Origin of the sequence: Rhizobium sp. ARZ01, assembly GCF_014851675.1 — a bacterium.
In the GTDB taxonomy this organism is placed as follows: Bacteria; Pseudomonadota; Alphaproteobacteria; order Rhizobiales; family Rhizobiaceae; genus Mycoplana.
The window spans coordinates 22,665-34,596 of the sequence record NZ_JACVAE010000003.1 but is presented as its reverse complement, the minus strand read 5'-3'; the positions used below and the strand labels follow the sequence as shown (position 1 = coordinate 34,596).

The 11,932-nt window shown below is 62.0% G+C and carries 9 protein-coding genes; 1 reads left to right on the top strand and 8 read right to left on the bottom strand.

Annotated elements, in window-relative coordinates:
- Positions 1-4: 4 nt before the first annotated feature.
- From tsaE to IB238_RS17605, 8 genes are all read right to left on the bottom strand, one after another.
- Entirely contained in the window at positions 5-1,504 is a 1,500-nt protein-coding gene (tsaE, locus tag IB238_RS17640; RefSeq protein ID WP_192249881.1) for a tRNA (adenosine(37)-N6)-threonylcarbamoyltransferase complex ATPase subunit type 1 TsaE, read from the bottom strand.
- A gap of 4 nt (positions 1,505-1,508) precedes the next feature.
- A complete protein-coding gene (locus IB238_RS17635; protein ID WP_246723735.1) occupies positions 1,509-4,085 on the bottom strand; it encodes an ATP-binding protein in 2,577 nt (858 codons plus the stop codon).
- A gap of 274 nt (positions 4,086-4,359) precedes the next feature.
- Positions 4,360-5,760: an adenosylhomocysteinase gene (gene ahcY / locus IB238_RS17630; RefSeq protein WP_192249875.1), complete on the bottom strand. Its 1,401-nt coding sequence runs from the start codon at positions 5,758-5,760 to the stop codon at positions 4,360-4,362.
- Positions 5,761-5,939: 179 nt separating this feature from the next.
- The gene (locus IB238_RS17625) at positions 5,940-6,212 is read right to left on the bottom strand and encodes an HPr family phosphocarrier protein (RefSeq protein WP_192251262.1); all 273 of its coding nucleotides are present in this window, start codon (positions 6,210-6,212) and stop codon (positions 5,940-5,942) included.
- A gap of 33 nt (positions 6,213-6,245) precedes the next feature.
- On the bottom strand, positions 6,246-6,647 hold the full coding sequence (locus tag IB238_RS17620; RefSeq protein WP_192249872.1) for a PTS sugar transporter subunit IIA: 402 nt from the start codon (positions 6,645-6,647) through the stop codon (positions 6,246-6,248).
- A 149-nt stretch (positions 6,648-6,796) separates the two neighbouring features.
- Complete coding sequence (locus IB238_RS17615; RefSeq protein ID WP_192249869.1) at positions 6,797-7,252, bottom strand: HPr kinase/phosphorylase; 456 nt, start codon at positions 7,250-7,252, stop codon at positions 6,797-6,799.
- Positions 7,249-9,018, bottom strand: a complete 1,770-nt coding sequence (locus tag IB238_RS17610; RefSeq protein WP_281414480.1) for a sensor histidine kinase — start codon at positions 9,016-9,018, stop codon at positions 7,249-7,251. Before IB238_RS17610 ends, IB238_RS17615 begins: the two co-directional genes overlap by 4 nt.
- 160 nt (positions 9,019-9,178) lie before the next feature.
- Positions 9,179-9,904 (bottom strand): response regulator transcription factor, encoded by a 726-nt coding sequence (locus IB238_RS17605; RefSeq protein WP_192251259.1) that lies wholly within the window; start codon positions 9,902-9,904, stop codon positions 9,179-9,181.
- Positions 9,905-10,230: 326 nt separating this feature from the next.
- Between IB238_RS17605 and IB238_RS17600 the strand changes: the two genes are divergently transcribed.
- Positions 10,231-11,841, top strand: a complete 1,611-nt coding sequence (locus tag IB238_RS17600) for a phosphoenolpyruvate carboxykinase (RefSeq protein WP_192249863.1) — start codon at positions 10,231-10,233, stop codon at positions 11,839-11,841.
- Positions 11,842-11,932 lie beyond the last annotated feature (91 nt).

The following is an 11,932-nucleotide window of genomic DNA, read 5'->3' as shown; positions in this document are numbered from 1 at the left end:
GTCCTTATGATTCGTCGGACAGGATTCCAGCCTTTCTGCACCAGTCGCGCAAGGGGGAGAGGCATGGATGACCGAGCGCAATACGCAGGTTTTCCAGGGTTCGTGGCATATGTCTCATATAGGCCGGCTTGCCGTCGCGCTGCATGAGCCGGACCCAGATGCCGACGAGCTTGCAGTTTCGTTGCGCGGCCATGATGTGCCAGGCCTCGAGAAAGGCGTCGCGGTCGAAGTTTTCCGACAGCGCCCGGAGCTTCAGATACCGCTCCATCAGCCGTTGGGCAAGCTCGGCAGGCACATCGACGCGCGCGTCCTGTACCAGCGAGGCGACGTCATAGGCGGTCGGCCCGATCATCGCGTCCTGGAAGTCGATGATCCCGACGCGGTCGATACCCTGCGCCTGCGGCCGCCAGATGATGTTGGGCGAATGAAAGTCGCGCAGGAGCAGTTTTTTTTCCGCCGAGGCCAACCGGTTGACCAGGCCGGTCCAGATCGCCCGGTATTCCGCCCGCAGGGTATCACTGGCGTTGTGTCCCGTCCGCCAGGGCAAATACCAGTCGGTCAGAAGGCTGACCTCGATCTGCATCGCATCGTGATCGAAATCGGGGACGCGGTAGTCCGTTCCATCGCCGATCGGGATCGTTGCTGTCGCCGGTTGTCGGTGCAGTTCGGCGAGCAACGCCACGCTTTCCAGGTAGCGTTCGGCGATCGGCCGACCCTCCTCATCGAGGACGCCGTCGGTTCCGAGATCCTCGAGCAACAGAATGCCGCGGTCCAGGTCCCGGTGGAACACCGCAGGCGCGGCGAGGCCGCGATTGCCGAGATAGGCGGCGATCGCCACGAAGGGGCGCACATCCTCGGCGATATGGGCGATCTGCTGGTAGTATTTGCCGTTCTCGAGGATCGGGCCCGGTATGTGGCGCGGCGAGTCCATAAGGACGAAGCGCTGGCCATCCACGTAGGCGTGCTCATAGGCTCGGACGGATGCATCGCCCGTCAGGTGCCGCCGGCGCGCATCCGGGTAACCGGCGTCGGTAAGGAATGCGCGGAGGTCCAGCGTGCGGCGCACGCGGGCCGCAATGGCGTCCGGGGCCTCGATCTCCACGCGCCGGCCGCTTCCTTCGTGCAGGAACCGCAGGGTGAGGCGCTCGGCGGGCAGGGCGTCCTCCGCACGTTCCGGCCATTCCACGAGGCAGACGCCATCCTCAAGCGCCTCCTCCAGCCCGAGTTCATCCAGTTCCGCTGCCTCGGCGATGCGGTAGAGGTCGAAATGAGCAATCGGAATGCGCAGCGCATAGCTCTGTACCAGCGTGAATGTCGGGCTTGGTACTTCGAGAAATTCGTCGTCGGCCACGGCGCGGATCAGTGCGCGGGCAAAAGTCGACTTCCCGGCCCCTAGATCGCCGGAAAGGGCAATCAGGTCGCCGGGCCGCAGCGCGCGGGCAATGTCCTCGCCGAAGCGGATCGTTTCCGCTTCGTCCGCGAGGTGGATGATATCGACGCGCATGGTCCTATTCCGCCGCCACGACCGTTGGCAGCGTGGCGGGGGGGATGCGGCAGGTGACGCGCGTGCCTTCACCCTCACGGCTGTCGATCGTTACAGTACCATGGTGCAGACTGACAAAGCTCTCCACGATGGAAAGGCCCAGACCCGCGCCGCCGCGACGGCCATGGCTCTCGAAGCGGCTGAAGACGGTGCGGAGTACGTCCTGCGGGATACCTGGACCGCTATCGGAGACAGTGAAGGCAAGGTCCTCGCCCTCACGCCGGCATTTCAGTTCGATCGCCGTCCCCTCGGGCGCAAAGTTTGCGGCGTTCGCCAGCAGCTTGATGAGGATCTGCTTCAATCGCTGATGGTCGGCGACGATTGTGCCGAGTGTGTCCGAGACGCTGATATCCAGCGTGACCTGACTTTCCTGCAGCCGATCGGCGAATACCGCCGCGACATCGTCGATCAGGCTCGACAGGTTGATCTCGGAGAGGTCGAGCTCCATGATTCCAGCATCGACGGTCGCCAGGTCGAGAATGTCGTTTACGATCGTCAGCAGAACGGCAGACGATGTGGCGATATGGTCGACATACTCGGCCTGCCGTTCGCTGAGCGTGCCGATCGACGGCGTCTTCAAGAGATCGGCGAAGCCGATGATGTTCGTCAGAGGTGAGCGCAGTTCGTAGGAGACGTGCTGGACGAAATCGTTCTTCAGCGCGTCGGCCTTGCGCAAGGCCTCGTTCTTCTCCGTAAGCGCGCGCTCCACGCGGACGCTGTCGGTGATGTTGACGAACGTCAGCATCGTCTGGGCGTTGGAAAGTGGGGTTACGGCAAAGTCGAGCACCAAGCCCGTGGAAAGCTCGAGTACGCCCCGGTCGGAGGGGCGCTCGTCGTCGAAGCTGGTGATGATCTGGCCGAACCGCCTCCACCCGTCGGTACCGTCATACGACGGCGCGCAGACCTGCTCAATGGCACGAATGTGCGTTCCCGGCTGCGCCTGTGCCTCGGTGATGCCCCAGAGCGCGCGGAATGCCGGGTTGGACAGCCGAATGCGCCCGTCCGGCCCGAACACTGCGACACCTTCCGAAAGGTGGTCGATCGTCTCGTCCTGAACCTGCACCAGCGTGTTGTAGCGTGTTTCGAGGTCGACCTTCTCCGTCAGGTTCTCGAAAACCCAGGTTGCCCCGCCCTGCGGGCGCGCGGTAGCAAAAACCCGCAACGTCTGACCGTTGGGCAGGTGCCAAAGGTCGCTCTGGGTGTCGATGGCCCGATAGACGGCCAAGGCGCTTTCCTTCCACTGCCGCCAGTTGAGTTGCTCGGGCAGCTTCGCCGCCGCACGAAGCCGGTCCAGCATCTCACCGTGGTCGGGGTGGCTCTCGAGGAAGGCCGTGTCCAGATCCCAGAGGCGCTGGAAGGCCTGATTGTAGAATTGTAGCCGCTGTGCACCATCAAAAATCGCCACCGGCGTTGCCAAATGGTCGAGCGTTTCGGCATGGCTCTTGAGGGTACGTTGCAACTCTTCGCGTACGGCTTCAGTCTCCGACACGTTTAGAGCGATGCCAGCAGATCCGCCAATGCAGGAAGCGTCGACCACGTCGAAGAAACCACGCGTCCCATGCACGACAGTGGAAATCTTGTCGCGGAAGGGTGCGTCGAACGTGCTTGTGGCGCGAATTTTTTCGCGTGCAATCGCCGGCAGAAGCTCGCGGCCTTGGCGCACGGCTTCCTGCGCATCGCGAGCCTCCACGGCCTCGCCGTAGGCCGCGTTCGCCCAGACCAGTGTCCCTTCCTTCGAACGCTGCCAGACCGGCAGGTCGAGCGAATCCAGCAGGTTCTGGAACACGGTCAGTGATTGCTCCAGCCGATCGCGCTCGAGCTGCAATTCCGCCGCCTCCCGGCGAAGATTGTTGAGCGCGACGAAGCGGACGAACGCTTGCCCACCCGAAACGCGTCCCTGGACTTCGATGATTTCGTTGCGATTGGTCTCGACAACCAGGTCAAAGCTTTGCGCTTGCGATCGCAGCGTTTCGATCGCCCGTTCCGCTTCCGCCGCTGAACTTGGCTTCAACCAGCGGCCAAGCGCGAGGAATTCGCCATCGGCGGCAGGTGCGCCAGTTTCCGGAGGCAGATGCCCGAGCAGTTCCGGCTTCTGTGAAAGGCCGTCCCAGACAATGATGCGCCTATTCTTGTCGCTGATCAGCGCCTGAAGACGGGCATTGCGATGTTTGGCGTCGGAAACCGAAGCGCGAAGGGATCGGTTATCTTCTTCCAGCCTGCTGCGCTGGCGGATCATCCAGATCGCGGAGAAAAGTGCTGCGGATACGACGCCCAGAAGAACGGCAAAGGTAATTACTTCAGAGGATCCGAGGAGACGGGTGCTCGCCTCGCCCTCCGCCGCAGCGTATGCCGGGCTGGTCAAGCTGGAAAGTGCCGATCCGAACGCAAGAAGCCGCAGCCTGCCGGCATGGCGGCGTGCGCCCGAAAGCGCAGCGAGGCATAGCGCGCCAAATTGGCTGGCATGTTTCCTGCCCGCAAGGTCGCCCGGCCGAAAACGGCCTCGTTTCAATTCCGACTTCATCCCCGGTATGTCTCCGTCCATTTGCCGCCTGATCGACAAGACATCCCAGACCCGACGCCCACGCATGACCACCTCATCAGATCGAACGAGGCGATTTACGGGGATGCGTGACCCTGGAGCGACCCTTGTACGTCCCTGATGGACGTGCGGCGCTCCAGGTCCGCATCTCGGCGTCGAATCAACGACATAACCATACTTGCTTAACGAATCGTCGGGAAGCCGGCCGGGCAAAAAAGAAGCCGCAGCCCTGTCAAGGCTGCGGCCAACCACATGTTGTGGATAAGTCGGGTAAGGATCAGTACCGGTAGTGTTCGGCCTTGAATGGACCCTGTGGCGTGACGCCGATGTAGGCGGCCTGCTCCTGGGAAAGCTCGGTCAGCTTCGCCCCGAGCTTGGCGAGGTGCAGCCGGGCGACCTTCTCGTCGAGGTGCTTCGGCAGGATATAGACCTCATTCTTGTACTTGCCGGTATTCGCGAAGAGCTCGATCTGGGCCAGCACCTGGTTCGAGAACGAGGCGGACATGACGAAGGACGGATGGCCGGTGGCATTGCCGAGGTTCAGGAGGCGACCCTCCGACAGGAGGATCATCCGGTTGCCCTTCGGGAACTCGATCATGTCGACCTGCGGCTTGATGTTCGTCCACTTGAGGTTGCGCAGACCGGCGACCTGAATCTCGTTGTCGAAATGGCCGATGTTGCCGACGATCGCCATGTCCTTCATCGCGCGCATGTGTTCGACGCGGATGACGTCCTTGTTGCCGGTCGTGGTGATGAAGATGTCGGCCGAACTGACGACGTCTTCGAGCTGGACAACCTCGAAGCCGTCCATGGCGGCCTGAAGGGCGCAGATCGGGTCGATCTCGGTAACCTTTACGCGGGCGCCGGCGCCTTGAAGGGAGGCGGCCGAACCCTTGCCGACGTCGCCATAGCCGCAGACGACGGCGACCTTGCCGGCCATCATCACGTCGGTACCGCGGCGGATACCGTCGACCAGCGATTCCTTGCAGCCGTACTTGTTGTCGAACTTCGACTTGGTGACGGAGTCGTTGACGTTGATCGCCGGGAAGGGCAGCAGGCCCTTCTGCTGAAGCTGGTACAGACGGTTTACGCCGGTCGTGGTTTCCTCGGTGACGCCCTTGATCGCATCACGCTGCTTGGTGAACCAGCCGGGCGAAGCCTTCAGCCGCTTCTTGATCTGGGCGAACAGGATCTCTTCCTCTTCCGAGCCCGGAAGGGAGAGCACGTCCTCGCCGGCTTCGGCGCGGGCGCCAAGCAGGATATACATCGTGGCGTCGCCGCCATCGTCGAGGATCATGTTGGAGAGGCCGCCATCGGCCCACTGGAAGATCTGGTCGGTGTAGGTCCAGTATTCCTCCAGCGTCTCGCCCTTGACGGCGAAGACCGGAATGCCCGCAGCGGCGATTGCGGCTGCCGCATGATCCTGGGTGGAGAAGATGTTGCACGAGGCCCAGCGCACTTCGGCGCCGAGCGCAACCAGCGTTTCGATCAGCACGGCCGTCTGGATGGTCATGTGCAGCGAGCCGGTGATGCGGGCGCCCTTGAGTGGCTTGGCCGCGCCGAATTCCTCGCGGCAAGCCATCAGGCCCGGCATTTCCGTTTCGGCGATCGCGATTTCCTTGCGGCCGAAGTCGGCAAGACCGATGTCGGCGACGTGATAGTCCTTGGTATTGCTCATGCGTTTCTCCAGACTGAATTGGTCATGCTGCGGTGTATGATGGCACCGAAGTCGCGGCCGACCGGCCGCCGATGGAAGCGGACGTTGGGCCGCTCACAGGTGGGCGCATGCTTATCAGGAAATATTGGGGGTAGCAATCAAGATATAAAGACGTCTTTATGTCTTTATATAGTGCCGAGCTACATTTCTTCGCCGAAGCGGTTTGCGACCAGTGTCTCAAGGGCGGCGAGCACTTCCATCGCCTGCGCACCGATGGCGGTGACATGAACCGAGCAGCCCGGGCTCGCTGCAAGCATCATCAAACCCATGATGGAAGTTCCGCCGACGGTCATTCCGTCCTTGGAAACGGTCACCTCGGCGTCAAAGCCGTCGACCGTCTGCACGAACTTGGCCGAGGCGCGTGCGTGCAGACCGCGCTTGTTGATGATCAGAAGATCCTTGGAGTGAGACATTGTCGAACCGTGCATGGGATTGGGCGCATCCATCTATTTGCCGCTAAGAACACGGCTGGCGACGTTGATATATTTTCGGCCCGCTTCCGATGCCTCGACCAGCGATCGCTCCATGTCGCCGTCGTTACGTACACCCGCAAGCTTGATCAACATCGGCAGGTTCACGCCGGCGATGACCTCGATCGTGCCGCTGCTCATGACCGAAATGGCAAGATTGGAGGGCGTGCCGCCGAACATATCGGTGAGGATGATGACCCCTTGGCCGCGATCAGCCCGGTGGGCAGCTTCCAGCACGTCCTGCCGCCGCTGATCCATGTCGTCTTCAGGGCCGATGCAAACGGTTTCGATCGCCTCTTGCGGCCCCACGACGTGCTCAAGCGCGAGGCGAAACTCTTCCGCCAGCTTGCCGTGGGTGACAAGCACCAGTCCGATCATATGCACCGCTCCAATTGCCCAAAAAGCCGGTAACCGGTCATATCGCACTGCAAAATGGACGTCCACCGTTGGGGAGGCCATCTTGTCGATGAAAAGGCCGAGTGCAAGTTAAAAATGCCGCGCAGGAGCCAATTCGCCCGGTATCCGGGTCACTTCCAGACCAGAAACGGCAAGATGAGTGTCAATCGATCGAAGAAATCGAAGCCATCTCCGATCGGCAGGCGTGTTACCGGGAGCCGTTGGCCCGGCAGGATTTCGCAGTCCTCCGCCTCTGGCGCGATCCTTTCGGCGAAGGGGGGGGGGATTGGCCGGATGACTCGCGCGAGGATAGCGCATGGCACGGTCTCTACGGAAACGATGCCGGACCCGCGCACTTCCGCCAACCCCGCGATCGCTGCCGGGGCGCGCGCCACGATGGCGGCCCCGGCCACCCTGAGCAGGACCTGGTCGTCGGCGACGAGAGCCGAAAAGAGACCGCGTTCCCGGGCGCGCCCCATGCAATGAAGCGCAGCCGCGGTCTTGCCCGAGCCGGAAGGGCCCATGAAGATCAGCCCAGTCGTGCCGATGACGATCGCGGTGCCATGCACGTTGACGTCGTGGCTCATTGCGCGCGTCCCGCCGGCAACGAGAGGATGAAGCGCGCGCCTTTGATTTCGCCGGTGCTGCGATCGATGATGTTTTCGGCCTTCAGCGTGCCGCCATGTGCCTCGGCGATCTGCCGCGAGATCGACAGGCCGAGACCCGAATTCTGACCGAAGTCTTCGCTCGCCGGCCGATCAGTGTAGAAACGCTCGAAGATGCGATCGATGTCTTCCGCCTGAATGCCGGGGCCGTTGTCCTCGACCTTGACGATTCGTCGGCCGTTGCGGCTGTTCGAGAGGCGCACGACGATCCGGCCACCCTGTTCCGGCACGAAGGAACGGGCGTTCTCGATCAGATTGGTGATGATCTGACCGATACGAAGCTCGTAACCGCTGATGTTGAAGCGCGCCTTCGGGTTGTCGCTGCGGTCGACGACAAAATCCAGAGTGACCGGCTTCTTGTTGCTGCGGACCTGACGCGAGATGTCGACGAGATCACCGAGGACCCTCTCCAGATCCACCGTCTTGGCATCGCTACGGGCCAGTTCCGCATCGAGGCGGGAGGCGTCCGAGATGTCACTGATGAGCCGGTCGAGGCGGCGCACATCGTGCTGGATGATGTCCATCAGGCGCTTCTTCGACTCGTCCGTGCGCGCCAGTGGCAGCGTCTCGACGGCGCTGCGCAGCGATGTGAGTGGGTTCTTCAATTCATGGCTGACGTCCGCGGCGAAGCTCTCGATCGCGTCGATGCGGTCGTAGAGCGCCGTCGTCATTTCGCGCAAGGCGACCGAGAGGTTGCCGATCTCGTCCTGGCGGGCCGAGAAATCGGGGATCTCTTCACGCTCCTTCGCGCCGCCCCGTCGCACACGGATTGCGGCGGCCGACAAGCGACGCAGCGGGTTGGCGATCGTGCTCGAAAGGAGTAGCGACAGAAACACGTTGCCCAGCGCTGCGACGCCGAACACGCGCATGATGGCGAGACGCTCCGCGTGGACGATCTTGTCGATGTCGCCGGCCTGGGTGGAAAGCAACAGCACGCCGAGCACAGCGCGGAAGCGCTGCACCGGGACGGCGACCGATACGATCAGCTCGCCCTTGTCGGTGACGCGCACGACCGCGCCGCGGACGCCCGTCAGCGCATTCATCACTTCCGGATAGATCGATCCGTCGCCGCCGGGTGCTTCCTTGTAGTGCGGCAGGTTGCTCGGCTGCAGAATGCGATTGAACCAGACGAGCAGTCGATCGATCATGGAGGATTCCTCCGGCTCAACCGGGGGAAGGTCAAAGCGGAGAACCTGGCCCTGCGTGTAGAGGTGCCGCGAGTCGAGCAGCAGGTTGGCGTCGGTGTCGTAGATGCGCGCGCGGACCCGGGTCGGCGAGATCAGGCGCCGAAGGACCGGTGCGACACGCTCCGGGTTGATCGGAAATTCGAGATCCTCGTCATTGGGCAGCGGGGTGATGCTCTGGCCGGCCTGAAGTTCCAGCAGCTTTTCCGGATCGATCGTAATGGAGTTTGTGTCGACGGAGGCGGACGCCGAGATCGCGCCGGCGATGATCTCGCCTTGCGTCAACAGGCTTTCGACGCGCGCGTCAATCAGGCCCTCTCGAAACTGGTTGAGATACAAGATCCCGGCGACCAGAACGACCAGCGCGACGAGATTGAAGAACAGGATACGGCGCGTCAGGCTGGAGAAGACGGCATTGCCGAAAATGCGCCGGATCAGCTTGAAGGGATAGGTCCAGTACCAGCGTGCCGTGCGGGTGGCCGGGCGACCCTCCTGATCGTCCAGTTCCCTGTCCAGTGCGTTCTGTGGCAAAGCGGTCAAATGTCTTGAACGGCTCGCTCGCCGCCTCCGTTCCGGCCGAAATGCCATCGTCGCCCATGGTGATGCAAGCAAAATCGCATGGAATCGGCCGCTAGCAGGCGTTCAGGTCCCGTCAGGCCACGATTCAGGCCGATTCGCGGAACCGGTAGCCGACGCCGTAGAGCGTTTCGATCATGTCGAAGTCGGTGTCGACCATCTTGAATTTCTTGCGCAGCCGCTTGATGTGGCTGTCGATCGTGCGGTCGTCCACATAGACCTGCTCGTCATACGCCGCATCCATCAGCGAGTCGCGGCTTTTGACGACGCCCGGACGTTGCGCCAGCGCGTGCAGGATGAGGAACTCGGTCACGGTCAGCGTGACGGGCTCGCCCTTCCAAGTGCAGGTGTGGCGTTCCTGGTCCATGGCAAGCTGGCCGCGCTCCAGCGAACGGGACTGGACATCGCCGGTCTTTACGGTCGCAGCTGCTCCAGCAGCTGCCGCCTCGCGGCTGGAGGCGCGGCGCAGGACCGCCTTGACGCGCTCCACGAGGAGGCGCTGGGAGAAGGGCTTGGTGATGAAGTCGTCGGCGCCCATCTTCAGACCGAACAGTTCGTCGATCTCCTCGTCCTTGGAGGTCAGGAAGATCACCGGAATGTCTGACTTCTGCCGCAGCCGGCGCAGAAGCTCCATACCGTCCATGCGCGGCATCTTGATGTCGAAGATCGCAAGTTGTGGCGGCCGAGCGAGAAGGCCATCGAGGGCGGACGCCCCGTCAGTGTAGGTCTCGACACGGTAGCCTTCGGCTTCGAGCGCGATTGACACCGACGTCAGAATATTCCTGTCGTCGTCCACCAGCGCGATCGTCTGCATCCTGCTTGTCTCCGTCGTCATGTGCGCCTCACTGATTTCCTAGGACGTGTTTCCGGCTGGATATTTGGTGCGCTTCCTTTGAGTATAAAGGTGGAACAAATTGTGGCAAAGCGAAAGCCGCGACAATCAGCGCGCAATTTGCGATCGGTCAAGATACCCTTTAAATCGATTTTCGAACCGATTTAAAAAATAAAAAGAAATGCTAAATCGATTAATATACTGATATCATTGACATATTTTGAGTGCCCCCATTGTCATTTTTTCGCGCTGATATTAGTTTCCAGAGAGATTCACTTTCTCCCTACAACGCGAAGGAAAACTGGGCCATGAAGGAACTGGGCATTCGCAACCCATCGAACGGGCTCGAAGCGATCGGCTTCAAGGACACTGGAACGGTCCGCTACAATCTGACGGAAGTCGATCTCTACGAGGAAGCCCTCGGTCGAGGCGAAGCCGTCAAGACGGCGCACGGCGCGCTGCGTGCCCTGACCGGTCAGCATACGGGGCGCTCGCCCAAGGACAAGTTCGTCGTCCGCGACGAAAACACCACGGATCAGATCTGGTGGGACAACAACAAGGAACTGTCGCCGGCGCATTTCGAAGCATTGCGTCAGGACATGCTGGCGCATGCTGCCGGCAAGGACCTCTTCGTTCAGGACCTGGTCGGAGGTGCGGACGCGGAGAACGCATTGCCGACCCGCGTTGTGACCGAGCTTGCGTGGCACTCCCTTTTCATCCGCAACCTTCTGATCCGTCCGGCGCGTGAAGCACTCGAAGGCTTCCTGCCGAAGCTGACGATCATCGACCTTCCGACCTTCAAGGCTGATCCGGTCCGCCACGGTGCCCGCACCGAGACGATGATCGCCTGCGACCTGACCAACGGCCTCATCCTGATCGCCGGCACTTACTATGCTGGTGAGATGAAGAAGTCCGTGTTCACCGCGCTGAACTACATCCTTCCGGCCAAGAACGTCATGCCGATGCACTGCTCGGCCAATGTCGGCCCGGATGGGGACGCAGCAGTCTTCTTCGGCCTGTCGGGCACGGGCAAGACGACGCTTTCGGCCGATCCGAAGCGTACGCTGATCGGCGACGACGAGCACGGCTGGGGCGAGAACGGCATCTTCAATTTCGAAGGCGGCTGCTACGCCAAGACGATCCGCCTCTCCGCCGAGGCCGAGCCGGAAATCTACGCCACCACGCAGCGTTTCGGGACCGTCCTGGAGAACGTGATCCTCGACGCCAATGGCGTACCGGACTTCAACGATGGTTCGCTCACGGAAAACACCCGCTGCGCCTATCCGCTGCACTTCATTCCGAACGCGAGCGAGACCGGCGTTGCCGGGCACCCGAAGACGATCATCATGCTGACGGCCGATGCCTTCGGCGTCATGCCGCCGATCGCGCGCCTGACCCCTGATCAGGCGATGTACCACTTCCTCTCCGGCTACACCGCCAAGGTTGCCGGCACGGAGCGTGGCGTCACCGAGCCTGAAGCGACCTTCTCCACCTGCTTCGGCGCGCCGTTCATGCCGCGGCATCCGGCGGAATACGGCAACCTGCTGAAGAAGCTGATCGCCGAGCATGGCGTTACTTGCTGGCTGGTCAACACCGGCTGGACGGGCGGCGCCTATGGCGAAGGCAAGCGCATGCCGATCAAGGCGACGCGCGCCCTGCTGACGGCTGCACTCGACGGCTCGCTGAACGGTGCGTTGTTCCGCCGCGACGACAATTTCGGCTTCGAGGTCCCGGTTTCCGTACCGGACGTCGACACCAAGATTCTCGACCCGCGCTCGACCTGGTCTGATGGCGCCGCCTACGACAAGCAGGCGCGCAAGCTGGTCGAGATGTTCGTGACCAACTTTACGAAGTTCGAGGACCATGTGGACGGAGGTGTACGCGACGCGGCGCCTGGCTTTCGGGCCGCGGCCGAGTAGCGCTCCTGAAACCACACGATGATTCACGTGAAACCCGGCTTCGGCCGGGTTTTTCGTGTCGTGATGATGCTGCGCGTGGCGATGGCGGATG